This window comes from Streptomyces massasporeus (assembly GCF_014648995.1).
GTDB classification, from domain to species: Bacteria; Actinomycetota; Actinomycetes; order Streptomycetales; family Streptomycetaceae; genus Streptomyces; species Streptomyces massasporeus.
Map to the genome: position 1 here is coordinate 284,654 of NZ_BMSE01000004.1, position 25,413 is coordinate 310,066.

Annotated in this window: 20 protein-coding genes; 14 read left to right on the plus strand and 6 right to left on the minus strand. The window is 70.6% G+C overall.

Annotated features, from left to right (window positions below; genetic code table 11):
* The first annotated feature begins 79 nt into the window (after positions 1-79).
* From IE153_RS12855 to IE153_RS12895, 9 genes are all read left to right on the plus strand, one after another.
* Positions 80-3,034 (plus strand): M14 family metallopeptidase, encoded by a 2,955-nt coding sequence (locus IE153_RS12855; RefSeq protein ID WP_189589840.1) that lies wholly within the window; start codon positions 80-82, stop codon positions 3,032-3,034.
* 227 nt (positions 3,035-3,261) lie between these two features.
* Positions 3,262-4,269, plus strand: a complete 1,008-nt coding sequence (gene gap, locus IE153_RS12860; protein WP_189589841.1) for a type I glyceraldehyde-3-phosphate dehydrogenase — start codon at positions 3,262-3,264, stop codon at positions 4,267-4,269.
* A 142-nt stretch (positions 4,270-4,411) separates the two neighbouring features.
* Positions 4,412-5,623 carry a phosphoglycerate kinase gene (locus IE153_RS12865; RefSeq protein WP_189589842.1) on the plus strand — a complete coding sequence of 404 codons (1,212 nt, stop codon included), beginning with the start codon at positions 4,412-4,414 and terminating at the stop codon, positions 5,621-5,623.
* 6 nt (positions 5,624-5,629) lie between these two features.
* Positions 5,630-6,406 carry a triose-phosphate isomerase gene (gene tpiA / locus IE153_RS12870; RefSeq protein ID WP_033310745.1) on the plus strand — a complete coding sequence of 259 codons (777 nt, stop codon included), beginning with the start codon at positions 5,630-5,632 and terminating at the stop codon, positions 6,404-6,406.
* 95 nt (positions 6,407-6,501) lie between these two features.
* Positions 6,502-6,738 (plus strand): preprotein translocase subunit SecG, encoded by a 237-nt coding sequence (gene secG / locus IE153_RS12875; RefSeq protein WP_031108484.1) that lies wholly within the window; start codon positions 6,502-6,504, stop codon positions 6,736-6,738.
* Positions 6,739-6,946: 208 nt separating this feature from the next.
* Positions 6,947-7,282, plus strand: a complete 336-nt coding sequence (locus IE153_RS12880) for an RNA polymerase-binding protein RbpA (RefSeq protein ID WP_010352468.1) — start codon at positions 6,947-6,949, stop codon at positions 7,280-7,282.
* A 123-nt stretch (positions 7,283-7,405) separates the two neighbouring features.
* Entirely contained in the window at positions 7,406-8,704 is a 1,299-nt protein-coding gene (locus IE153_RS12885; protein ID WP_438817916.1) for an MFS transporter, read from the plus strand.
* Positions 8,705-8,775: 71 nt separating this feature from the next.
* A complete protein-coding gene (gene pgi / locus IE153_RS12890) occupies positions 8,776-10,425 on the plus strand; it encodes a glucose-6-phosphate isomerase (protein ID WP_189589843.1) in 1,650 nt (549 codons plus the stop codon).
* A 94-nt stretch (positions 10,426-10,519) separates the two neighbouring features.
* The gene (locus tag IE153_RS12895; protein ID WP_189589844.1) at positions 10,520-11,422 is read left to right on the plus strand and encodes a hypothetical protein; all 903 of its coding nucleotides are present in this window, start codon (positions 10,520-10,522) and stop codon (positions 11,420-11,422) included.
* 19 nt (positions 11,423-11,441) lie between these two features.
* On the opposite strand, the gene IE153_RS12900 is transcribed toward IE153_RS12895, so the two are convergent.
* The 3 genes from IE153_RS12900 to IE153_RS12910 all read right to left on the minus strand — a co-directional run bounded on the left by IE153_RS12900 (position 11,442) and on the right by IE153_RS12910 (position 15,124).
* On the minus strand, positions 11,442-13,727 hold the full coding sequence (locus tag IE153_RS12900) for an ABC transporter permease (protein ID WP_189589845.1): 2,286 nt from the start codon (positions 13,725-13,727) through the stop codon (positions 11,442-11,444).
* A gap of 126 nt (positions 13,728-13,853) precedes the next feature.
* Complete coding sequence (locus tag IE153_RS12905) at positions 13,854-14,612, minus strand: ABC transporter ATP-binding protein (RefSeq protein ID WP_189589846.1); 759 nt, start codon at positions 14,610-14,612, stop codon at positions 13,854-13,856.
* Entirely contained in the window at positions 14,609-15,124 is a 516-nt protein-coding gene (locus tag IE153_RS12910) for a PadR family transcriptional regulator (protein WP_189589847.1), read from the minus strand. The genes IE153_RS12905 and IE153_RS12910 overlap by 4 nt, the downstream gene beginning before the upstream one ends.
* Positions 15,125-15,246: 122 nt before the next feature.
* Between IE153_RS12910 and IE153_RS12915 the strand changes: the two genes are divergently transcribed.
* The 5 genes from IE153_RS12915 to IE153_RS12935 all read left to right on the plus strand — a co-directional run bounded on the left by IE153_RS12915 (position 15,247) and on the right by IE153_RS12935 (position 21,957).
* On the plus strand, positions 15,247-16,518 hold the full coding sequence (locus tag IE153_RS12915; RefSeq protein WP_189589848.1) for an ABC transporter substrate-binding protein: 1,272 nt from the start codon (positions 15,247-15,249) through the stop codon (positions 16,516-16,518).
* A 166-nt stretch (positions 16,519-16,684) separates the two neighbouring features.
* Entirely contained in the window at positions 16,685-18,340 is a 1,656-nt protein-coding gene (locus IE153_RS12920; protein ID WP_189589849.1) for a glycoside hydrolase family 13 protein, read from the plus strand.
* 81 nt (positions 18,341-18,421) lie between these two features.
* A complete protein-coding gene (locus tag IE153_RS12925; protein ID WP_189589850.1) occupies positions 18,422-19,753 on the plus strand; it encodes an ABC transporter substrate-binding protein in 1,332 nt (443 codons plus the stop codon).
* 6 nt (positions 19,754-19,759) lie between these two features.
* Positions 19,760-21,121: a carbohydrate ABC transporter permease gene (locus IE153_RS12930; RefSeq protein ID WP_189589851.1), complete on the plus strand. Its 1,362-nt coding sequence runs from the start codon at positions 19,760-19,762 to the stop codon at positions 21,119-21,121.
* Positions 21,118-21,957 (plus strand): carbohydrate ABC transporter permease, encoded by an 840-nt coding sequence (locus IE153_RS12935; protein ID WP_031107403.1) that lies wholly within the window; start codon positions 21,118-21,120, stop codon positions 21,955-21,957. Before IE153_RS12930 ends, IE153_RS12935 begins: the two co-directional genes overlap by 4 nt.
* 51 nt (positions 21,958-22,008) lie before the next feature.
* Here IE153_RS12935 and pgl read toward each other — a convergent pair whose 3' ends face one another.
* From pgl to zwf, 3 genes are read right to left on the minus strand one after another with little or no spacing between them, the layout of a single operon-like run.
* Positions 22,009-22,794, minus strand: a complete 786-nt coding sequence (pgl, locus tag IE153_RS12940) for a 6-phosphogluconolactonase (protein ID WP_189589852.1) — start codon at positions 22,792-22,794, stop codon at positions 22,009-22,011.
* Positions 22,791-23,891 carry a glucose-6-phosphate dehydrogenase assembly protein OpcA gene (gene opcA, locus IE153_RS12945; protein WP_189589853.1) on the minus strand — a complete coding sequence of 367 codons (1,101 nt, stop codon included), beginning with the start codon at positions 23,889-23,891 and terminating at the stop codon, positions 22,791-22,793. Before opcA ends, pgl begins: the two co-directional genes overlap by 4 nt.
* Complete coding sequence (gene zwf / locus IE153_RS12950; protein ID WP_189589854.1) at positions 23,888-25,411, minus strand: glucose-6-phosphate dehydrogenase; 1,524 nt, start codon at positions 25,409-25,411, stop codon at positions 23,888-23,890. The genes opcA and zwf overlap by 4 nt, the downstream gene beginning before the upstream one ends.
* Positions 25,412-25,413 lie beyond the last annotated feature (2 nt).

The window sequence follows — 25,413 nt, forward strand, 5'->3', positions numbered from 1 at the left end:
GGCACCCTTGACTCGATCATGGTCTGTCATGAGCCTGGCATCTGTTCGCTGCTGTGGCGGACCCACGCTAGGGGGGTTCATGAGACGAAGAGCGAGATCGATCCTCGCTGTCGGCGCGCTCCTGATCGGCGGAGCGAGCTTCGCACCCATTGCCCAGGCACAACCGGGGAGTTCGACCCCGTCCGACCCGGACGAAGTCAAGGTCTTCCGCGCCGAGGTCACCCAGAAGCAGGTACCCCTGCTGCTGGCGGCCGGCCAGGACGGCCACGAACTGAGCGAGCGGGTGCCCGGGAAGGGCACCGCGACCGTCGAGGTCTACCTGACGGACCAGCAGGCGAAGAAGCTGGAGAAGCAGGGCGTCGGCCTCACCGAGCACGAACTCTCCACCCGGGCCGAGGCCCGCGTGGAGGACGCCGCAGAGGGCGTGTTCCGCCCGTACAGCGGCAAGGGGGGCCTGCGGGAGGAACTCCTGCGCGCCGCCCAGGAGAACCCGGATCTCACCAAGGTCGTCTCCATCGGCAAGACGATCAAGGGCCAGGACATCCTCGCGCTGAAGCTCACCAAGGGCGCGAAGAAGACGAAGGACGGCTCCAAGCCCTCCGTCCTCTACATGTCCAACCAGCACGCGCGAGAGTGGATCACGCCGGAGATGACCCGGCGCCTGATGCACCACTACCTGGACAACTACAAGAAGGACCGGCGCGTCAAGAAGATCGTCGACTCCACCGAACTGTGGTTCCTGCTGTCGGCCAACCCCGACGGCTACGACTACACCTTCGCCGACCCCGCCAACCGCCAGTGGCGCAAGAACCTGCGGGACGTCAACGGCGACGGCACCATCACCACCGGCGACGGCGTCGACCTCAACCGCAACTTCGCCTACAAGTGGGGCTACGACGACGAGGGCTCGTCCCCCAACCCCACCAGCCAGACCTACCGCGGCGCAGGTCCGAACTCCGAGCCGGAGACCCAGGCCCTGGACGCCTTCCAGAAGCGCATCGGCTTCACGTACGGCATCAACTACCACTCCGCCGCCGAACTGCTCCTCTACGGGGTCGGCTGGCAGGTGGCCACGCACACTCCCGACGACGTCCTGTACGAGGCGCTCGCCGGCACGCCCGAGAACTCCGCGATCCCCGGCTACCACCCGCAGCTCTCCTCCGAGCTGTACACCACCAACGGTGAGGCCGACGGCCACGCGGCGAACGTCAACGGCCTGGCGATGTTCACCCCCGAGATGTCGACCTGCCAGACCGCCTCGGACCTCGACCCGAACGACGCGTGGAAGGCGTCCGACTGCCAGTCGGTCTTCACCTTCCCGGACGACGAGAAGCTGATCCAGCAGGAGTTCGCCAAGAACGTCCCGTTCGCGCTCTCCGTCGCCGCGTCCGCCGCCCACCCCGACCGGCCGTCCTCGTCGGCCGGCCTGAGCGCCGCCGACTTCACCCCGGCCGCGTTCGGCACGTCGTACTCCCGCGGCGCCGACCAGGAGGTCTCCGTCGTCGTCCGGAAGTCGGTGCGCGACAAGGAGCTCAAGTACCGCGTCAACGGCGGCCGCACCCTGGACATGGCGCTCAAGCCCTGGAAGGGCGGCGAGACCTACGGCGGTGAGGACAACCTCTACTTCGACGAGTACCGGGCGAAGGTCAAGGACGGCGAGCCGGGCGACAAGGTCGAGGTGTGGTTCACCGGCGAGGCGAAGAACGGCAAGAAGCTCTCCAGCCAGCGCTTCACCTACACCGTCGCCGAGCGGCCCCGGGCGAACACCCTCGTCGTCGCCGAGGAGGGCGCGGCCGCCGCGCAGGCGCAGACGTACGTGGACGCGCTCAAGGCGAACGGCCGCAAGGCGATCGTCTGGGACGTCGCCCAGCAGGGCGCGCCGGACGCGCTCGGGGTGCTGAGCCACTTCGACACCGTCGTCCACCACACGGGCGCGAGCGTCCCGGGCGTCGCCACCCAGCTCCAGCTGCGGGCCTTCCTCAACGAGGGCGGCCGGCTGATCGAGGCCGGCGAGCAGGCCGGCGGCAACATCGATCTCGGCGGCGGCGCACTGTCGAACGACTTCAGCCAGTACTACCTGGGCGCCTACACCCGCACCGCCACCCCCGGGGCCACCGGCTTCACCGGCTCCGGCGAGCTGGGCGGCGTCACCGGCCCACTGGGCGCGGCCCCCGGCAACCCGCTGGACAAGGCAGGCACCTACAGCGTCACCTCCGACGAACTGGGGACCGACGACTTCCCGCAGTTCGCGAGCAAGGGCGCCGGGCAGTTCGCCGGCACGGTCAACCCGTACGGCCCGTTCGCGGGCTCCGCGATGGCCGCCGCCGTCCACACCGACGACGCCTACAAGCGCCTCACCCGCACCGTGGACCTCACCGGCACCACCGCGGCCGAGCGGCCGACCCTGCGCACCCAGCTGCTCTGGGACACCGAGTCCGGTTACGACCACGCCATCGTCGAGGCCCGCACCACGGGCGCCGACGACTGGACGACCCTCCCCGAGGCGGGCGGCGCCACCAAGAGCGCGGTGCCGACGGAGTGCCAGGGCGGGTTCTACGTCAACGAGCACCCCTGGCTGAAGCACTACCTGACCGTGGCGGACGACGGCTGCACCGCGACCGGCACCACCGGCACGTGGAACAGCCTCACCGGCGCCTCCAACGGCTGGCAGCAGGTGAGCTTCGACCTGAGCGCCTACGCCGGCAAGACGGTCGAGATCTCGATCAGCTACGTCACCGACCCGGGCAGCGGCGGGCACGGCGTCCTCGCCGACGACGCCTCGCTCGTCGTCGGCGGCACGGCCAAGGAGACCGAGGGTTTCGAGACATCGCTCGGCGCCTGGAAGGTCGCCGGACCGCCCGAGGGCAGCCCGGCCGTCCTCAAGGACTGGGCCCGCACCGGTGCCCTGTTCCAGACATACGGTGCGGTCACCACGGACGACACCGTGCTGCTGGGCTTCGGCCTGGAGCACGTCACCGCACCGGCCGCCCGGCCGGCGCTGATGAGGAAGGCGCTCGCTTCCCTCGACGGGTGACGTCCCAGGTCAACGGGACACGCCATGGGTAGCCAGTTCGAGTGATCCTGCTCTCGGCGGTGGGCGGTCCGTACCCCTACTGGCGGGTACGGACCGCCCTGCCGTGTATGGGGCATCTGGATGTCACCACCGGAGCTCCAGGGAGGTAGGGTCGTAGGCGGTCGGGGACATCCCAAACAGAGCTCGCCGGCACTTCATGGCCGGCGTACCAACGAGGAGATCGGTTCGTGACGATCCGCGTAGGCATCAACGGCTTCGGCCGCATCGGTCGTAACTACTTCCGCGCGCTCCTGGAGCAGGGTGCAGACATCGAGATCGTGGCTGTCAACGACCTGGGTGACACCGCGACCACCGCTCACCTGCTGAAGTACGACACGATCCTGGGCCGCCTCAAGCAGGAGGTCACCCACACCGCCGACACGATCACCGTCGACGGCAAGACGATCAAGGTCCTGGCCGAGCGCAACCCCGCCGACATCCCGTGGGGCGAGCTGGGCGTCGACATCGTCATCGAGTCGACCGGCATCTTCACCAAGAAGGCCGACGCCGAGAAGCACATCGCCGGTGGCGCGAAGAAGGTCCTCATCTCGGCTCCGGCCAAGGACGAGGACGTCACCATCGTGATGGGCGTCAACCAGGACAAGTACGACCCGGCGAAGCACCACGTCATCTCCAACGCCTCCTGCACCACCAACTGTGTGGCGCCGATGGCGAAGGTCCTCGACGAGAACTTCGGCATCGTCAAGGGCCTGATGACGACGGTGCACGCGTACACCAACGACCAGCGCATCCTGGACTTCCCGCACAAGGACCTGCGTCGCGCGCGTGCCGCCGCCGAGAACATCATCCCGACCACCACGGGTGCCGCCAAGGCCACCGCGCTGGTCCTGCCGCAGCTCAAGGGCAAGCTGGACGGCATCGCCATGCGCGTCCCGGTCCCGACCGGCTCGGTCACCGACCTGGTTCTCGAGCTGTCCCGCGAGGTCACCAAGGAAGAGGTCAACGCCGCCTTCCAGAAGGCCGCGGAGGGCGAGCTCAAGGGCATCCTCGAGTACACCGAGGACCCGATCGTCTCCTCCGACATCGTGAACGCCCCGGCGTCCTGCACCTTCGACTCCTCCCTGACCATGGTCCAGGAAGGCAAGAGCGTGAAGGTCATCGGCTGGTACGACAACGAGTGGGGCTACTCCAACCGCCTCGTGGACCTTACGGTCTTCGTCGGCAACCAGCTCTGATCAACCCAGTAGGCACGTCCATGTGAGAGCAGGGCTCGGGCGGCGCGAGGACGCGCCGTCCGAGCCCTGACTCACGTACAGATCAGAGCTGTTCGATCACGAGCGCTTACGAGCGATCACGAGCTCTTTCAGGAGTCCCCTCATGAAGACGATCGACGAACTCCTCACCGAAGGGGTCGCGGGCAAGCGGGTCTTCGTCCGCGCCGATCTGAACGTGCCGCTGGACGGCACGCGCATCACCGACGACGGCCGTATCCGCGCCGTGCTGCCCACGGTCAAGGCCCTCGCCGACGCGGGTGCCCGGGTCGTCGTCGCCTCCCACCTCGGCCGTCCGAAGGGCGCCCCGGACCCGGCCTTCTCCCTCGCCCCGGCCGCCGCGCGCCTCGGTGAACTCCTCGGGTCGGACGTGGCCTTCGCGACCGACACGGTCGGCGACTCCGCCCGGACCACCGTCGCCGGCCTCGCCGACGGCCAGGTCGCGGTCGTGGAGAACCTGCGCTTCAACGCCGGTGAGACGAGCAAGGACGACGCCGAGCGCGGCGCCTTCGCCGACCGGCTCGCCGCCCTCGCGGACGTCTACGTCGGCGACGGCTTCGGCGCGGTGCACCGCAAGCACGCCTCGGTCTTCGACCTCCCGGCCCGCCTGCCGCACTACGCCGGCTACCTCATCGCCACCGAGGTCGGCGTCCTGAGGAAGCTCACCGACGACGTCAAGCGGCCCTACGCCGTCGTCCTCGGCGGCGCCAAGGTGTCCGACAAGCTCGCCGTCATCGACCAGCTGCTCGGCAAGGCCGACCGACTGCTCATCGGCGGCGGCATGGTCTTCACCTTCCTCAAGGCCAAGGGCCACGAGATCGGCACCTCCCTGGTCCAGGAGGACCAGCTCCCGGTCGTCCTGGAGTACATCGAGCGCGCCGAGAAGAACGGCGTCGAGCTGGTCCTGCCGGTGGACGTCGTGGTCGCGCCGGAGTTCCCGGACCTCAAGACCAAGGCCCCGGGCCGGCCCAGCACCGTAGCCGCGGACGCCATGCCGGCCGGGCAGATGGGCCTGGACATCGGCCCGGAGTCCCGCAAGCTGTACGCATCGAAGATCGTCGACGCCGCCACCGTCTTCTGGAACGGCCCCATGGGCGTCTTCGAGCACCCCGATTTCGCCGAGGGCACCAAGGCGGTCGCCCAGGCCCTCCTCGACTCCCAGGCCTTCACGGTGGTCGGCGGTGGCGACTCCGCCGCGGCCGTCCGCATCCTGGGCTTCGACGAGAACGCATTCGGCCACATCTCGACCGGTGGCGGCGCCTCCCTCGAATACCTCGAGGGCAAGACGCTCCCCGGCCTCGCCGCACTGGAGGACTGACCCTTTATGAGCACGCGCACGCCGCTGATGGCGGGCAACTGGAAGATGAACCTCAACCACCTCGAGGCCATCGCGCACGTCCAGAAGCTCGCCTTCGCCCTGGCCGACAAGGACTACGAGGCCGTCGAGGTCGCCGTCCTGCCGCCCTTCACCGACCTGCGCTCCGTGCAGACCCTGGTCGACGGCGACAAGCTCAAGATCAAGTACGGCGCCCAGGACATCTCGGCGCACGACAGCGGTGCCTTCACCGGCGAGATCTCCGGCCCCATGCTGGCCAAGCTGAAGTGCACGTACGTCGCCATCGGCCACAGTGAGCGCCGGCAGTACCACGCCGAGACCGACGAGCTGGTGAACGCCAAGGTCAAGGCCGCCTACAAGCACGGCCTGACCCCGATCCTGTGCGTCGGCGAGGAACTGGAGGTCCGCGAAGCGGGCAACCACGTCTCCCACACCCTGGCGCAGGTCGAGGGCGGTCTGAAGGACCTCCCCGCCGAGCAGGCCGAGACCGTCGTGATCGCCTACGAGCCCGTCTGGGCCATCGGCACCGGCAAGGTCTGCGGCGCCGAGGACGCCCAGGAGGTCTGCGCGGCGATCCGCGGCAAGATCGCCGAGCTGTACTCGCAGGACCTGGCCGACAAGGTCCGCATCCAGTACGGCGGCTCGGTCAAGGCCGGCAACGTCGCGGAGATCATGGCCCAGGCCGACATCGACGGCGCCCTGGTCGGCGGCGCCTCGCTGGACGCCGACGAGTTCGTCAAGATCGTGCGCTTCCGCGACCAGTGAGTATGCGCTAGCGGCGATCCGTCGTACCCTTGCGGGGTCCAGCTCTGTGCTGGGCCCCGCGTCGTCCATCCGAATCCGAGGAAGTTGGTCCAGCCGTGGTTTTGGGGTTCTCGATCGCCCTGATCGTCTTCAGCCTGCTGCTGATGCTGCTGGTGCTGATGCACAAGGGGAAGGGCGGCGGCCTCTCCGACATGTTCGGCGGCGGCATGCAGTCCTCCGTCGGCGGCTCCTCGGTCGCCGAGCGCAACCTCGACCGGATCACCGTCGTGATCGGTCTGGGCTGGTTCGCGTGCATTGTCGTGCTCGGCATCCTGATGAAGGTGAACAACTGACCGAGCCGCAATCCGCACGGAACTCGTACGTAAGGCCCCATGTCCGGTACGCGCAGCTGAGCGCGGCCTATCATGGGGCTTGCGTCTAGGTGTGAGGGTTGTAACTCCAATCACTGGACGCGCGTTGGGCCTTACGTAGACTGAGGCGCTCGCAGCGAAGCGGAACGCCGACTCGCTTCGCGGCACCATCACGCAGGGAGTTACGACCGTGGCAAGTGGCAACGCGATCCGGGGAAGCCGGGTCGGGGCGGGGCCGATGGGCGAGGCCGAGCGCGGCGAGTCCGCGCCGCGGCTGCGCATCTCCTTCTGGTGCTCCAACGGACACGAGACCCAGCCGAGCTTCGCGAGCGACGCGCAGGTGCCCGATACCTGGGACTGTCCCCGCTGCGGCTTTCCGGCAGGCCAGGACCGGGACAACCCCCCGGCCCCGCCGCGCACCGAGCCCTACAAGACGCACCTGGCGTATGTGCGGGAGCGGCGCAGCGACGCCGACGGCGAGGCGATCCTCGCCGAGGCGCTCGCCAAACTGCGGGGCGAGATCTAGAAGTCGAGACCGGCCGGGCACCGACAGGTGCCCGGCCGGAGCTGCTCTCGCGGACCGCTCGCGGACCGATTGTCAGTGGTGCCCTCTACGGTTTGTGCATCGGACGAACCATGAGGGGGAGCTGTGGCGACGGGCGAGGTGGGTGGGGGTACCTCCCTGCGCGAAAAGCGCGGGGGAGTCCGCGCCCCCGCGTGGCGCGGGGGGTTCGGGCGGCTGTGGAGCGCCGCCGTCCTGTCCAGTTTCGGTGACGCCCTGCGGACGGCGGCACTGCCCCTGCTGGCCGTCACGCTGACCGACGATCCGCTGCTCATCGCCTCCGTCACGGCCTGCGGCTATCTGCCCTGGATCGTCTTCGGCCTGCTCGGCGGGGCCGTCGCCGACCGGGTGGACCAGCGGCGGGCCATGTGGATGGTGGACGCCCTACGCGGGCTGCTGGTCGCCGCCTTCGCGGTGGCCGTCGCCCTCGGCCACGCCTCGATCGCCCTGCTGATCGTGCTGGCCTTCACGCTGACCACCCTCCAGACGCTCTTCGACAACGCCGCCACCGCGCTGCTGCCCATCCTCGTCGACCGGGACGCGCTGGGCAGTGCCAACGCCCGGCTGCTGACGGGCCAGCGCATCGCGGGCGGCCTGCTGGGCGGACCGGTCGTGCCGCTGCTGCTGGCCGCCGGGGTGGCGGTGCCGTTCGCGGCGGACGCGGTGACCTTCCTGGTGGCCGCCGCGCTCATCGCCACGCTGCCGGCTGCCGGGCCGGACCGTGAGCCGCGGCCGGCGGGCAGCACACTGCGGCGGGAGATCGCCGAAGGGCTGCGTGTCCTGACCCGCGACAAGGCCCTGCGCGGACTGTGCACCGCCACCGCCCTGTGCAACATCGGCATGGGCGCGCTCGTCGCCACGCTCGTGATCCTGGTGACGGGCTGGCTCGACGCGGGCAACGCCGGATACGCGGCGGCGATGACCGCGTACACGGTCGGCAGCCTGGCCGGGGGAGCGGCGGGCGGTCGGCTCGTCACCCGCTTCGGACGGATGCACCTGGTGCTCGCCGCCGGGACGGCGCAGACCGCCGCCCTCCTCGTCATGGGCTCGGTGCGCAGCATGGTCGCGCTGGTGTCCGCCCTGGCCGTCTTCGGGTTCATGGGGATGGTGTGGAACGTCAACACCACGACGCTGATGCAGCAGCGCAGCCCCGCCGAGCTGCTGGGCCGCGTGAGCTCCGCCTTCCGGACACTCGCCCTCGCGGGCACACCCCTGGGCGCGCTGCTGGGCGGAGCCGTCGCCGGCACCTGGGGGGAGAACACCCCCGCGCTGCTCGCGGCCGCCTTCTTCGTCCTGTCCGTCACCGCGCTGATACCCGCGCGCCGGTCGGACGTACCTGTTGTTGCGCCGGACGACGGCGCGACGACAGGCCACGGCAACCGCTGATCAATTAGGTTGGACCGGCAGCGGGGCAGGTACGCAGCACAGGCAGGCAAGGAAGAAGGCTGAAGTCCCAGATGAACGCAGACGGCCGTACCAGGCTCAACCAGACGCCCGAGTGGACGGCACTGGCCAAGCACCGTGAGGAGCTGGGTGAAGTCCGGCTGCGCGAGCTGTTCGCCGCCGACTCCGGCCGCGGCGCCGCGTACACCCTCCGGGTCGGCGACCTGTACGTCGACTACTCCAAGCACCTCGTCACCGACGACACCCTGCGGCTGCTGCGCGAACTGGCCGCCGCCACGGACGTCTTCGGGCTCCGGGACGCCATGTTCGGTGGCGAGAAGATCAACACCACCGAGGACCGGGCCGTGCTGCACACCGCCCTGCGCGCCCCGCGGGACGCGGTGATCGAGGCCGACGGTGAGAACGTGGTGCCGGACGTGCACGCGGTGCTCGACAAGATGGCCGCCTTCGCGGACCGGGTGCGTTCGGGCGAGTGGACCGGCCACACCGGCAAGCGGATCCGGAACATCGTCAACGTCGGCATCGGCGGCTCCGACCTGGGCCCCGCGATGGCCTACGAGGTGCTGCGGGCCTTCACCGACCGCTCGCTGACGGTGCGTTTCGTGTCGAACGTGGACGGCGCCGATCTGCACGAGGCGGTACGGGACCTGGCCCCGGCGGAGACGCTGTTCGTCATCGCCTCCAAGACCTTCACCACCATCGAGACGGTCACCAACGCCACGTCGGCGCGCTCCTGGCTGCTGGACGCCCTCGCCGACGAATCCGCTGTCGCCAAGCACTTCGTCGCGTTGTCGACGAACGCCGAGAAGGTCGCCGAGTTCGGCATCGACACGGCCAACATGTTCGAGTTCTGGGACTGGGTCGGCGGCCGCTACTCGTACGACTCCGCGATCGGTCTCGCCCTGATGATCGCGATCGGCCCGGACCGTTTCCGGGAGATGCTCGACGGCTTCCGCATCGTCGACGAGCACTTCCGGACCGCGCCCGCCGAGTCCAACGTGCCGCTGCTGCTGGGCCTGCTGGGCATCTGGTACGGCAACTTCCACGACGCCCAGTCGCACGCGGTGCTGCCCTACAGCCACTACCTGTCCAAGTTCACCGCCTACCTCCAGCAGCTCGACATGGAGTCCAACGGCAAGTCGGTGGACCGAGACGGGAAGCCGGTGGAGTGGCAGACCGGGCCGGTGGTGTGGGGCACGCCCGGCACCAACGGGCAGCACGCCTACTACCAGTTGATCCACCAGGGCACCAAGCTCATCCCGGCGGACTTCATCGGCTTCGCGCGGCCGGTCGGCGAGCTGAGCGAGCAGCTGAAGGCGCAGCACGACCTGCTGATGGCCAACTTCTTCGCGCAGACGCAGGCACTCGCGTTCGGCAAGACGCCCGAGGAGGTCCGGGCCGAGGGCGCGCCCGAGGAGCTGGTGCCGCACAAGACGTTCCAGGGCAACCACCCGACGACCACGATCCTCGCGCCCGAGCTGACGCCGTCCGTCCTCGGTCAGCTGGTCGCCCTCTACGAGCACAAGGTGTTCGTGCAGGGCGCGGTGTGGAACATCGACTCCTTCGACCAGTGGGGCGTCGAGCTGGGCAAGGTCCTCGCCAAGCGCGTCGAGCCCGCGCTGACCGAGGGCGCCGAGGTCGAGGGCCTGGACGCCTCCACCAAGGCGCTGGTCACCACGTACCGGGAGCTGCGCGGCCGGTAGCCACGGGCGCCGGACGGGAGGCGGGCGGCAGCGCGCCGTCCGCCTCCCGTAGACTCCGGGCGATCATCACGGCGAGTGCTCGGGGGAGCGCGAAGTGGCACGCACACGCGGAAGTTGGACCGGTGGCACGCTGACGGCCCGGTCCCTGCTCAAACCTCAGGACGTGGCGCGGGCGGTGTTCCACCCCGCCTGGATCCCGCAGCCGCTCGACCCGTCAGTGGAGCGCCTGAAGCGGGCCCGTGTCATCGCCGGGGCGGTCACCTCGCTCGGTGTCTACACCTTCGTCGAGGGTGGCTTCGATCTCACGGAGCTGCTGGAGAACGCGATGACGGCCTCGGTCGTCCTGCTCTTCCTCACCCCGCTCACCGTCGGGGCGATGCTCTGGGTGTGGCGGCGTGGCGGCACGGTGCGGCAGTTGCGGACGCCGCTGCTCAAGTCCCTCGCGCTGCTGGTGCTGTTCGTCGGCTGCGTGGCCGCCGTGCTGCTGCTGGTGCGGACGGTGAACGCGTCCGCGAACGTCGCCGTGATCATCGGGTTCGGCATGACGATGCTGTGGCTGCTCGTCTTTACAGCCTCCGGAGCCGTGCGGGTCTCGGGCAACTTCTTCGGCACGGCCGCCGTCCACCGCTGCCTGCCGCCGCTGCTCGCCATGGTGACCAGCTGGCTGGTGGCCGTCCCGGACCTGGTGACCGGTGATCTGCACGGACTCAGCCTCACCCTCGGCATCGTCTTCATCCTGGGCGCGCCGGTGACGGTCACCGCCATCGCGCTGCTGGAGATGCGGCGGCTGAAGCGGCGCTACGGAATCCGGCTGAACGCCCATCCCGCGACTCACCCTCCCGTGCCCGGGCCGGTCCCGCCGATGCCCCCGGCGGGATCGCCGTACCTCCCGCCGCAGGGGAACCCGTACGGTCATCCCTACGCGCCGAGTGGGCAACACCCCTACGCCCCGCACCCGCAGCCGCCGTACAACCCGCAGTACCCGTACGGAGGCTGATCCCCGGGCCGTACCGGCGTCAGGCCACCGCGCTCAGCGTGTCCGCGAGGCGCCGTCGGGCCGCCCGGGCCGCGGGGAGGGCGGCCAGCGCGGCCGCGCAGAGCACCGCTGCCGCCCCGAGCAGCACCATCAAGACCGCGGAGGGGCCCTGGGCGATGCCCGCGCCGATGCCGCTGGACCGGCCCTGGGCGTCGATCAGCCACCGGGCGAGCGGCAGACCCAGGGCGGTGGCGGCGAGGACGGCCGCCAGGGCCGTGAGGCCGGTGGCCGTGACGGTGATCGCCGTGATCTGCCGGGGGGACAGCCCGATGGCCTTCAGGGCCAGCAGGTCCCGTTCGCTCTCGCGGACGGTGCCGCCGATCGCGGTCAGCAGCTCGATGAGCCCGATGAGGGCGAGCACGGCGATCAGCCCGGCGACGACGGCGCGCAGGGGCGAGAGCCCGTCGGCCGGGTTGGTCACCGTGTGCACGTCCAGGTGGCCGCCCCCGGCCTCGGCGAGCCGGTCGGCGACCTCGCGCGGGTCGGCGCCGGGGGCCAGGCGGAGTTCGTAGAGGGTCGGGCGGAGATCCGGGTCGTTCTCGCGGAGGGTGTCGAGGGACGTCGAGATGACCCGGCCGGCGTTCTCCGGCTCGATGCTGCGGCCCACGATGTGCAGGATCTGCGGCTGGTCGCCGACGGTCATCCGGACCCAGTCGCCGACGCGCACGTTCAGCAGGTCGAGGAACCCCTGCCCGGCCACGGCCTCGTCGGCGCCGCGGGCGGGGCGGCCCTCGGCGAGGGTGTACGGGTAGGGGTCCTGGTGGGTGCCGAGGCCGCGCAGCGCGATCGTCGCCGTCTGACTCGCACCCAGGGCCGCCGTCTCGACGCCCGGGTAGGCGGCGGCGACGTCGGGGTCGCGTTCCAGCAGGGAACGGGTCTGCTGTTCGCTCAGGCCGGAGTCGTCGGCGCGGACACTGAGCGTGGTGGGCAGGCCGATCCGCTCGGGCTCGCTGTGGAAGCGGTCGAGCGTGGTCCAGGCGCTCATCGCCACGACGATCAGCAGCAGCGGCAGCGTGAGGCGGGCGACCGTCGCCAGGGACCGGGGGCGGCGGGTGAACGCCTTGTGCCAGCCCAGCACGAGCGCGGGCGGGATCCGCACACCAAGGGCCCGGCGCGCCACTTTGGACAGCCGTCCGCCCGAGGGCGCGGCGGGGCGCGGCACCGGCACCGGCGGCACGCGTCCGGCCCGCCAGGCGGCCAGCCCGGTGGTCGCGCCGATGAACAGCACCGCGGCGGTCGGGATCACGAGCAGCGCCACGGTGTGCCCGGGCAGCCCCTGCCACACCCCGACCGCGTCGCCGAGCCGCCCGGGGATCCGGCTGCCCAGTGCCTCGGCGAGACCGGCGGCGGCCAGGGCGCCGAGCAGGGCGTAGGCGAGGTGCTGGAGCAGGAAGATCCGGACCACCTGGCCGGGGGTGAAGCCGATGGCCTTCAGGACGGAGAGGTCCCGCAGGTGGCCGCGGATGCGGGTGCCGATCGCCCCGTGCACGGCGAACCCGGCCGCGACCAGCGCGCCCAGCCCGAACAGGCCCAGCACCTGCCCGAGCAGCCGGTTGTCGCCCTGCGCCTCGGCGCGTGCCTGCTGCCAGGTGGAGACCTCGCCGATCGCTCCGGAGCCCAGCATGGTCACCGCGCGCTGGACGACGTAGGACGTGTCGCCCGGATCCGTCAGCCGCAGCCCGATCACCTGGCCGCCGGGGTCCGGCACCGCCGAGGGCAGTGCCCACACCAGGCCCGGCTGCTCACCGGGCCGGTAGCGCGGCTCGGCGCTGTCGGCCAGGCCCACGACGGTCAGCTCGCGGGCGGTGCCGGGCACGGTGAGGGTGTCGCCGGGCTCGGTCAGCAGGGCACGGGCGAGGCGGCTCTCCAGGACCACGCCGTTCGGGGTGGAGGGGTCCAGCCAGTGACCGGAGACGATCGGCGGACGGTCGGCGGAGGGCCGTTCCGGGGTGCCGCGCAGCTCGACGGCGGCGCGGCTGCCGCGCGAGGAGACGGTGGTGGCGGCGGTCGGGTAGGGGCCGGTGACGGAGTCCACGCCGGCCAGATCGGCCAGCTTCCCGGTGTCGGCCGCCTTGTCGGTGTGCAGCCACACATGGGCACCGTGCGACTGCGTGAACACACGCTGCCAGGGGTTGGTCGCGTAACCGAACAGGGCCGTGGCCAGCAGCAGGGAGGCGACGATGCCCGCGGTGGCGAGGACGAGGAACAGTGCCTCGCCGCGGTGCGTGCGCAGATCGGAGTGCGCCCAGCGCAGGGTGGCTCGCACGGGCCTCAGCCCCTCGGTCCGCGAGTCAGGCGGTCGTCGTGGACGCGCCTCTCGGCACGGTCGTTGATGCGGCTCCCGGCCCGGTCGTGGACGCACAGGCCGGCACAGCCGTCGTGGACGCGCATGTCAGTCCTTGAGTTCCAGCACGCCGGATATGCCGGAGCGGCGCGGCGGGGTGGTGCCGCCGTCGAGTTCCGCGTCGTCGGCGATCCGGCCGTCGAAGAAGCTGATCACCCGGTCCGCGGCGCTCGCCAGCCGGGCGTCGTGCGTGACCAGCACGAGCGTCTGGCCGCGCTGGTGGAAGCGGGACAGCAGCCGCATCACCTCGCGGGTGCCCTTGCTGTCGAGGCTGCCGGCCGGCTCGTCGGCCAGCAGCAGCGGCGGATGGTTGACCAGGGCCCGGGCCAGCGCGACGCGCTGCTGCTCACCGCCGGACAGCTCGCCCGGCATGCTGCGCTCCTTGCCCGTCAGGCCCAGCTCGGCCAGCAGCGCCTCGCGCTCGGCGCGCGCCTGCTTCGGCGGGGTCCCGGCGAGCAGGGCGGGCAGCTCCACGTTGTCGGCGACGGACAGGTTCGAGACGAGGTTGAAGAACTGGAAGACGATCCCGATCCGCTTCCTGCGCTCCACCGCCCAGCGGGCCTCGCTGTAGGTGTCGGTGGACTCGCCGTCGAGCAGGATGCGCCCCGCGTCCGGACGCTGGAGCCCGCCGAGCAGATGCAGCAGCGTCGACTTGCCGGCGCCGGACGGGCCGGTGATCGCCACGAACTCGCCCTGCCGTACGCACAGGTCGACCCCGCGCACGGCATGCGCCGGGGCACCCTCGCCGTGGTGGGTCTTCACCAGCCCCTCGGCGCGCAGCACAGGAGCGGGACGGTTGTCGCTCACTCCAGCTCCTCCAGCTCTTCCTGGCACCGTTCCAGCCAGTCGAGGTCGGCCTGCAGGTGCAGCATCGCGCCCTCGATCAGCAGATGGGCGATGCGGTTGTCGCGGTTCTCGGCGGCGGCCAGCTTCGACATCTGCCGCATGGTGTTCAGGTACTGGCGCCGCTGCTGGTTGATCAGCGTGATCTGCTCGGCGAGACCGGTCTGGGGAGCGAGCGCCAGCTTCATGAAGAAGTCGTCCCGTACCCGCGGCTCGTCCTCGGGCTCCTCGAACCAGGCGCGCAGCGCCTCCCGCCCGGCGTCGGTGAGGTGGTAGACCTTTTTGTTGGGCCGGCTGGACTGCGCCACGTCCTCGCCCTCGATCAGTCCCGACTTCTCGAGGCGGCCGAGGGTCACATAGATCTGGCCGACATTCGGCTGAGGGTACGCGGAGCCCAGCAGTTGCTCAAGGTCCTGCTTGAGCTCGTAGCCGTGGGCGGGGCCGCGGGCGAGGAGTGCCAGGAGGTGCAGGCGCACGCGTGCAGTCCTCCTGTCTGGTCCAATGTGCTCCAGGCCCTAGTATCGCCCATACCTAACAGGTATACATGGCCTCTGATTCCGGGCAAGGGTGCCCAGCGCCGGTGTACAGGGAGGAACCTATGCGGTGGATCCATGCCGCGGGTAGGGGCCTCCTCGTTCTCGTCGTGGTCCTGACCGGCTACGTCGCCGCCGGAGCCCGGGCGGGCGAGCCCTCCGGGAGCGGCCGCGGCCCCCTCACCCTGGCCACCGCGGGAGACCTCACCGGCTACCTCGGCCCCCTGCTCGAAGGCTGGAATCGTACCCACCCCGGCGAGAAGGTCACCCTCGTCGAGCTGCCGGACTCGGCCGACGAGACCCAGGCGCAGATGGTCACCGACCTGCGAGACGGCGACCGCAGCCGGTTCGACGTGCTCAACATCGACGTCAACTGGACCTCGGAGTTCGCGGCGGCGGGCTGGATCAGACCGCTGCCCCGGGACCGCTTCCCCCTGAAGACCTTCCTCCAGCCGGTCGTGGACACGGCGACCTACGACGGGCAGCTCTACGCCGTCCCGTACGTCACCAACGCCGGACTGCTCCTGTACCGCAAGGACGTCCTGGCCGAGGAGGGCGTCGCGCCGCCGCGCACCTGGGCGGAGCTGGAGCGGTACGCGAAGACCATCGCCCCGAAGCACGGCCTCGACGGCTACGCCGGACAGTTCCTGCCCTACGAGGGCCTCACGGTGAACGCCGCCGAGGCCGTCTACTCGGCGGGCGGCTCGATCCTCGGCGACGAGGGCGAACGCGTCACCGTCGACTCGGCGGCGGCCCGCGAGGGCATCGGGTTCCTGGCACGCGGAGTGCGCGAGGGCTGGATCCCCAGGGAAGCGCTGACCTACAAGGAAGAAGAGTCCAAACAGGCCTTCCAGGACGGCCGGCTGCTCTTCCTGCGGAACTGGCCGTACGCCTACGTCGGCGCCTCCGCTCCCGGTTCGAAGATCGCCGGGAAGGTCGGCGCCGTCCCCCTGCCCGGGCCCGACGGTCCGGGGACCAGCGTCCTCGGCGGATCCAACCTGGCCGTCAGCGCGCACGCGCGGCACCCCGACTCGGCGGCCCGTCTGATCGCGTACCTCACCAGTGAGCGCGTCCAGCGCCAGGTCCTCACCCGGGGCGCGCTGCCGCCCGTGCGCGCCGATCTCTACCAGGACCCCGCGCTCATCCGCAGGTTCCCGTACCTGCCGACGCTGCGGACGAGCGTCCTCGCGGCCGAGCCGCGCCCCAAGAGCCCGCGTTACGACCAGGTCAGCCTCGTCGTGCAGGCGGTCGTGCACGACGCGATGGCCGGGCACCAGACGCCCGCCGCCGCCATGCGCCGTCTGGCGCGCGAGCTCGCCGCCATCTCGCGCGGCTAGCCGCCCCGCGCGCCGCTCGCTCATCGACCTCCTAGTTACTTGTTAGGTAACGCGGACGTCTCGAAACACTGAACTTCGTCCCGTTCTGACCGGATTCAGTCACCTCAACCGCTCGGTAGCTTCTGCCTTTTCATTGACACCCTCTCGACACGCCTACTTAACATGCATGCATAACCGCTGCCCTCCTCAGAGACAGGTCGATGGGTTGAACAGGCACCACTGGTGGCGTGACGCAGTGATCTATCAGGTGTACGTCCGCAGCTTCCTCGACAGCACAGGCGACGGCATCGGCGACCTCGCCGGCGTCCGGGCCGGACTGCCGTACCTCAAGAAGCTCGGCGTCGACGGGATCTGGCTGAGCCCCTTCTATCCCTCGCCGCAGCACGACCACGGCTACGACGTGGCCGACTACTGCGGCGTCGACCCGCTCTTCGGCGACCTCGACGAGTTCGACCGGCTCGTGGGGGCCGCCCGGCGGCTCGGCGTCAAGGTGCTGCTCGACATCGTCCCGAACCACTGCTCCAGCGAGCACCCCTGGTTCCGCGAGGCGCTCGCGGCGGCTCCCGGCAGCCCGGCCCGGGCCCGCTTCCACTTCGCCGACGGCCGCGGCTCCGGCGGCGACGAGCCGCCCAACAACTGGCACGCGATGTTCGGCGGCCCGGCGTGGAGCCGGGTGACCGAGCCGGACGGGCGGCCCGGCCAGTGGTACCTGCACATGTTCACCCCCGAGCAGCCCGACTGGAACTGGCGCAACCCGGAGGTCACGGCCGAGTTCGACCGGGTGCTGCGCTTCTGGCTGGACCGGGGTGTCGACGGCTTCCGCATCGACGTCGCCGCCGGCCTCTACAAGCACCCCGAGCTGCCCGACTCGGACGACCCGGAGGCCGACGCCCGCACCCGCGACTCGGTCAACCCGCTCGCCTGGAACCAGCCCGAGGTCCACGACGTGTGGCGCCGCTGGCGCTCCATATGCGAGGAGTACACCGAGCGCGACGGCGGCGAACGCCTCCTCGTCGGCGAGGTGTCCGTGCCCACCGCCCGCGAACACGCGCAGTACGTCCGCCCTGACGAACTGCACCAGGCCTTCTTCTTCGACCTGCTGAGCGCCTCCTGGGACGCCGACGCCTTCCGGAAGGTCATCTCGGAGGCCATGCAGGACATCGCCGGGACCGGCTCGACCGTCACCTGGGTCCTCAACAACCACGACCAGGTCCGCACCGTCACCCGCTACGGCGAACCCGCCACCGAGGGCAGCGGCCTCGGCGCCGCCCGGGCCCGCGCCGCCGCACTGCTCCTGCTGGCCCTGCCCGGTGCCGCCTACATCTACCAGGGCGAGGAGCTGGGCCTGCCGGAGGTCGTGGACCTGCCCGACGACGTGCTCACCGACCCGATCTTCCGCCGCACCGGCAGCCGGGCCCGGATCCGCGACGGCTGCCGGGTCCCGCTGCCCTGGTCGGGCCAGGCCTCGCCGTTCGGCTTCACCCCGGGCGTGGAGAGCGCCAAGCCGTGGCTGCCGCAGCCGGAGTACTTCGCCGAGTACGCCACCGACCGCGCCCTCGCCGACACCCGCTCCTTCTGGCACCTGTACCGCGACGGCCTCCAACTGCGCGGCACCCTGCCCCAGCTGGGCGAGGGAACCCTGCGCTGGCTGGACGCCTCGCCCGGCGTCCTGGCCTTCGAACGCGGCGACCTGGTGTGCGCCGTCAACTTCGGCACGGCCCCCACCCCCGCGCCGGTCCCCGGCACCCCCCTGCTCGCCAGCGGCCCCTGCCCGTCCGGAGTGCTCTCCGGCTCGACGGCCGCCTGGTGGATCCGTTCCTGAACACCCCGAAAGCGACCTCCGCGTAAGCAACATCCGCGCAAGCGAACCTCCGCAAGCGAACCCTCCGAAGGGACATCAACGATGATGCGACGACGTACCACCCTGCTCACCGGCTGCACCGGCATCCTTGGCGGACTGGCGCTCGGCGCGACCGCCTGCGGCGGCGGACCCGTCTCGGCCGGCGGCGGCGACAAGGCGCTCAGCGGCCAGTCGGTCACCGTGGCCGGTGTCTGGTCCGGCACCGAGCAGAAGAACTTCCAGAAGGTGCTCGACGCCTTCACCGAGAAGACCGGCGCCAAGACGCAGTTCACGTCCACCGGCGACAACGTCTCCACCGTCGTCGGCAGCAAGATCGAGGGCGGCAACGCCCCCGACGTCGTGATGGTCCCGCAGGTCGGCGTGCTCAAGCAGTTCGCGCAGAAGGGCTGGCTCAAGCCGCTGTCGAAGAAGACCGAGGAGGCCGTGGACGCCGGGTACGCCCCCGTGTGGAAGAAGTACGGCAGCGTCGACGGCACCCTCTACGGCCTGTACTTCAAGGCCGCCCACAAGTCGACCGTCTGGTACAGCCCCGACGCCCTCGAACAGGCCGGCGTGAAGCCCCCGAAGTCCTACGACGACATGCTGAAGGCCGGGCAGACCGTGTCCGACTCCGGCCTCGCCGCGTTCTCCGTCGCCGGACAGGACGGCTGGACCCTCACCGACTGGTTCGAGAACGTCTACCTCTCCCAGGCCGGCCCGGAGAAGTACGACGCCCTCGCCGCGCACAAGCTGAAGTGGACCGACGCGTCCGTCGTCGACGCCCTCACCACCCTCGGCAAGCTCTTCAAGGACAAGCAGCTCATCGCCGGCGGCCAGAAGGGCGCCCTGAACACCGACTTCCCCGGCTCGGTGGAGAAGGTGTTCGGCCCCGAGCCCGAGGCCGGCATGGTCTACGAGGGCGACTTCGTCGCCGGTGTCGCCAAGGACCAGTTCGGCAAGAAGGTCGGCCAGGACGCGAACTTCTTCCCGTTCCCGGCGGTCGGCGGCGGCGAGGCACCGGTCGTCAGCGGCGGTGACGCCGCCGTCGTCCTCAAGGACGGCAAGAACCAGAAGGCCGCCCAAGCGCTCCTGGAGTACCTGTCGACGCCCGAGGCCTCCGCGGTGTGGGCCGAGGCCGGCGGCTTCCTCTCCCCGAACAAGAAGGTCGACCTCGCCTCCTACGGCGACGACGTCACCCGCGCCACCGCCAAGTCCCTCGTCGGGGCCGGGGACTCGGTCCGCTTCGACATGTCCGACCAGGCCCCGGCGGCCTTCGGCGGCACGAAGGGCACCGGCGAGTGGAAGCTCCTCCAGGACTTCCTGCGCGACCCGTCCGACCCGAAGGGCACCGCGGCGAAGCTGGAGGCCGCGGCGGCCAAGGCGTACCAGGACTGATAGGCCATGACAGCGACCCTCGTGAAAGACACGAGCTCCCCACCGCCCGGCCCGGTCGCCGACCGCACCCGGCGACTGCGCCGGCGCGGGAAGATCATCGCCCTGTTGTTCGTGCTCCCCGCGCTGCTGCTGCTCGGCGCGCTCGTCGTCTACCCCGTGCTGTTCAGCATCGGCCGCAGCTTCTTCGACGCCTCCGGGACGAGCTTCGTCGGCGGCGACAACTACGCCGAGATGTTCCGCGACCCGGCGACCCTCAAGGCCGTCCGCAACACGGCCATCTGGGTCGTCATCGCCCCGGCCCTGCTCACCGGCCTCGGGCTCATCCTCGCCGTACTGGTGGAGAAGGTCCGCTGGGCCACGGCCTTCAAACTGCTCCTCTTCATGCCGATGGCGGTCTCCTTCCTCGCCGCGGGCATCATCTTCCGGCTCGCCTACGACGAGGACCCCGACAAGGGCGTGCTCAACGCCGCCGTGGTGTCCGTGCACGACGCCTTCAAGGGGGAGTCCTCCTATCCGACGGCCCGGGCGCGTGACGCCCAGGGCCTGACGAAGGACAAGGACGGCTCGTACCGCACGAGTACGAGCGTGGCGCCCGGGGACGCGGTGGCGCTGGGCCTGGTCGGTGTGCAGCCCGGCGACCTGCCGGGCGGGGCCGAGCCGGCGTACGCGGCGGCGGGGCGCAAGGCCGCCGCCGACGAACTGCGCGGCGTCGTCTACCTGGACTTCACACCCGGCGGGGGAGGGGAGCAGGGCAAGGTCGACCGGCGGGAGAGCGGACTGCCGGAGATGAAGGTCGAGGCGGTCCGCGACGGCGAGACGATCGCCACGACCACCACGGCCGCCGACGGTTCCTTCCGCTTCGAGGGCCTCGCATCGGGCTCCTACGAGGTGAGACTTCCGTCGTCGAACTTCGCCCAGCCCTACGAGGGCGTCTCCTGGCTCGGGCCGGCGCTGGTCACCCCGGCGATCATCGGCGCGTACCTGTGGATCTGGACCGGCTTCGCCATGGTGCTGATCGGGGCGGGTCTGTCGACGCTGCCGCGGGACGCCCTGGAGGCGGCGCGGATGGACGGCGCGAACGAGTGGCAGATCTTCCGGCGGATCACCGTGCCGCTGCTGGCACCGGTGCTGTCGGTCGTCTTCATCACCCTCGTCATCAACGTGATGAAGGTCTTCGACCTCGTCTACATCATCGCGCCCGGTCCCGTGCAGGAGGACGCGACCGTCCTCGCGACGCAGATGTGGCTGGTGTCGTTCGGCGGCGGCAACAACCAGGGGCTCGGCAGCGCGCTCGGCGTACTCCTGCTGCTGCTGGTCGTCCCGGCCATGGTGTTCAACGTCCGCCGTTTCCGAAGGAGTCAGCGATGAACGCGGTGCGGCGCGGACTGGGCAACGGAGTCGTCCAGGCCTTCCTCGTCCTGGTCGGCCTGGTGTGGATGACGCCCCTGGCCGGACTGTTCCTGTCCTCGCTGCGGTCCGCCGAGGACACGGCGAAGGGCGGCTGGTGGACGGTGTTCTCCAGCCCCGGGCAGCTGTCCTTCGACAACTACTCGTCGCTGCTGGGGAACGCCGGGATCACGCAGGCGTTCTGGAACACGGTGCTGATATCGGTGCCGACGACCGTGCTGGTCGTGGTCGTCGCGGCGCTCGCGGGGTACGCCTTCGCGTGGCTGGACTTCCCCGGGCGGGAGGCGATCTTCCTGGTCGTCGTCGCGCTGCTGGTGGTGCCCGTGCAGATCGGTCTGCTGCCGGTCGCCAAACTCTTCGGGCAGCTCGGCCTGTTCGGCACGATCCCCGGTGTGGTCCTCTTCCACGTGGCCTACGGCCTGCCGTTCGCGGTGTTCCTGCTCCGCAACTACTTCGCCGAGATGCCGAAGGAGATGCTGGAGGCCGCGCGCATGGACGGCGGCAGCGAGTGGCGCATCTTCACGCGGCTCGTCCTTCCCGTGGGGCGGCCCGCGATCGCCTCGCTGGCCATCTTCCAGTTCCTGTGGGTGTGGAACGACATGCTGGTGGCGCTGCTGTTCGCGGACAGCGCGTCCCAGCCGCTGACCGTGGAACTCCAGTCCCAGATACGCCAGTTCGGAAGCAACATCGACGTCCTGGCACCGGGGGCGTTCGTGTCCCTGGTCGTTCCGGTGGTCGTGTTCTTCGCCTTCCAACGGCACTTCGTGCAGGGCGTGATGGCCGGTTCGGTCAAATAGCACATGCGTTTCGGGCCCCCACTTCGCTACGAAGTGGGGGCCCGAGGACGTTCACGGTGATGCCGGTGGATACAGCGAACGCGGCAGTTGGGAAGCCGCTGCCCCGTCCAGGAGCCACAGGGTCCGGCTCCTGCCGTACGCCCCCGCCGCCGGAGCCTGGATCTCTCCCGCTCCCGACAGGGCGATCGCCGCCGCCTGGGCCTTGTCCTCGCCCGCGGCCAGCAGCCATACCTCCCGGGCCGCGCGGATCGCCGGCAGCGTCAGCGTCACCCGGGTCGGCGGCGGCTTGGGTGCGCCGTGGACGCCGACCACCGTGCGGTCGGTCTCCCTGACCGCCGGCAGCTCCGGGAACAGCGACGCGACATGCGTGTCCGGTCCGACGCCCAGCATCAGCACGTCGAACGTGGGCACGGGCCCGTGGTTCTCCGGGCCCGCCGCCGCTGCCAGCTCCTCCGCGTACGCGGCGGCCGCCGCGTCCACGTCGGTGCCGTCCGGCCCGTCCGACGCGGGCATCGCGTGCACCCGCTTCGGATCGAGCGGCACCGAGTCGAGGAGAGCCTCCCTCGCCTGGGTGATGTTGCGCTCGGGGTCACCCTCGGGCAGGAACCGCTCGTCGCCCCACCAGAGGTCGAGCCGGCTCCAGTCGATCGCGTCCCGGGCGGGCGCCGCGGCCAGCGCGGCCAGCAGGCCGTTGCCGTTGCGGCCGCCCGTCAGGACCACGGACGCCGAGCCCCGGGAGGCCTGTGCGTCCACGATCCTGGTGATCAGCCGGGCCGCCGCGGCCTGCGCCATCAGCTCCTTGTCGCGGTGCACGACCAGCTGCGGTGCCGTACTCACTTCTTCGTCGCCTTCCGTACCGGTTCCAGCTCGGGCGGTTCCCGCCTCACCGGTGCCTGCGCCGTCGCTGCCGCAGCGGGTGCTTTCGCAGCCCTTTCAACGGGAGCGGGGAGGGCGAGTCCTGCTCGCCCCTCACTTTTGGGCACCGCCGCCACCGCCGGCACCGACGACGAGGACTTCAGCCGGTCCACCCCGTACCGCAGCGCCGACGCGTACGTGTCGTCCGGGTCCAGCCGCCGCAGCTCCTCCGCCATCAGCTCGGCGGTCTCCCGGCGCTTGAGCGCCACCGCCCGGTCCGGCTGGCCCTCGATGGAGAGCGTCGCCAGGGAGCCGTCGGCCCGGTCCAGCTTGATCGGGCCGCAGTTGGTGTCCATCCGGACCGCCGTCAGACCGGGCCCGCTGGACAACGACCGCTTCACGGGGACGTCCAGCCGGTCCGCGAGCCACATCGCCAGCAGCTCACAGCTCGGGTTGAACTCCTCGCCCTCCACCTCGACGGCCCGTACCTCGCAGGTGACCTGGTCGAGGGCCGCCGCCAGCATGGAGCGCCAGGGCGTGATGCGGGTCCAGGACAGGTCCGTGTCGCCGGGGGTGTAGGCCCGGGACCGGGTGGCCAGGTCCCGTACCGGCTGCTCGGAGGCGTACGTGTCGGTGACGCGGCGCTGCGCGAGGGCACCCAGGGGGTCCTTCGCCGGGTCGAGCGGCGCGTTCACCGGCCACCACACCACCACCGGGGCGTCCGGCAGCAGCAGCGGCAGCACCACCGACTGGGCGTGGTCGACGACCTCGCCGTACAGCCGGAGCACCACCGTCTCCCCGGAGCCGGCGTCCGCGCCGACCCGGACCTCCGCGTCGAGACGGGACTGCGTACGGTCGCGGGGCGAACGGGAGACGCGCTTGATGACCACGAGCGTGCGGGCGGGGTGCTCGTGCGAGGCGTCGTTCGCGGCCTTCAGCGCGTCGTAGGCGTTCTCCTCGTCCGTCACGATGACCAGCGTGAGCACCATGCCGACCGCCGGGGTGCCGATCGCCCGGCGGCCCTGGACCAGCGCCTTGTTGACCTTGCTGGCCGTGGTGTCCGTGAGGTCTATCTTCATGGCCGGCGCCAGCTCCGTCCGTGTCGCTCGAGCATTTCGTCCGCCTCGACGGGCCCCCAGGTACCGGCCTGGTACTGGGCGGGCTTGCCGTTCTTGTCCCAGTACTGCTCGATCGGGTCGAGGATCTCCCAGGACAGCTCGACCTCCTCGGTACGGGGGAAGAGGTTGGAGTCACCGAGCAGAACGTCCAGGATCAGACGCTCGTACGCCTCCGGGCTGGACTCCGTGAAGGACTCGCCGTACGCGAAGTCCATCGACACGTCCCGGATCTCCATCGAGGTGCCCGGCACCTTCGAGCCGAAGCGGACCGTGACGCCCTCGTCCGGCTGGACGCGGATGACGATCGCGTTGGAGCCGAGCTCCTCGGTGGCCGTGGAGTCGAAGGGGGAGTGCGGGGCCCGCTGGAAGACGACGGCGATCTCCGTCACCCGGCGGCCCAGCCGCTTGCCGGTGCGCAGGTAGAAGGGGACGCCCGCCCAGCGGCGGTTGTCGATCTCCAGCTTGATCGCGGCGTACGTGTCGGTCTTCGACGAGGCGTTGATGCCGTCCTCGTCGAGATAGCCGATCACCTTCGCGCCACCCTGCCAGCCGGCGGAGTACTGGCCGCGCACGGTGTCCCGGCCCATGTCCTTCGGCAGCCGCACGGCGCCGAGGACCTTCGTCTTCTCGGCGGCCAGCGCGTCCGCGTCGAAGGAGGCCGGCTCCTCCATGGCCGTCAGGGCCATGAGCTGGAGCAGGTGGTTCTGGATGACGTCACGGGCGGCGCCGATGCCGTCGTAGTAGCCGGCCCGGCCGCCGATGCCGATGTCCTCGGCCATGGTGATCTGCACATGGTCCACGAAGGACCGGTTCCAGATCGGCTCGAACATCGTGTTGGCGAAGCGCAGCGCCAGGATGTTCTGGACCGTCTCCTTGCCCAGGTAGTGGTCGATGCGGAAGACCTGGTCCGGGGCGAAGACCTCGTGGACGACCTTGTTGAGCTCCTCCGCCGAGGCGAGGTCGTGGCCGAACGGCTTCTCGATGACCGCGCGCCGCCAGGAGCCGCCCGTCTGGTCGGCCAGCTGGTGCTTCTTCAGCTGCTGGATGACCACCGGGAAGGCCGACGGCGGCACGGACAGGTAGAAGGCGAAGTTGCCGCCCGTGCCCTGTGCCTTGTCGAGCTCGTCGATCGTGGAGCGCAGCCGCTCGAACGCGTCGTCGTCGTCGAACGTGCCCTGCACGAAGCGCATGCCCTGGATGAGCTGCTGCCAGACCTCCTCGCGGAAGGGCGTGCGGGCGTGCTCCTTGACCGCGTCGTGCACTTCCTGCGCGAAGTCCTCGTGCGCCCACTCGCGGCGGGCGAAGCCCACCAGCGAGAAGCCCGGCGGCAACAGACCCCGGTTGGCGAGGTCGTACACGGCGGGCATGAGCTTCTTCCGGGACAGGTCGCCCGTGACGCCGAAGATGACCAGGCCCGACGGCCCCGCGATACGCGGGAGCCGTCGGTCAGCGGGGTCACGCAGCGGGTTGCTGCTCGACACCT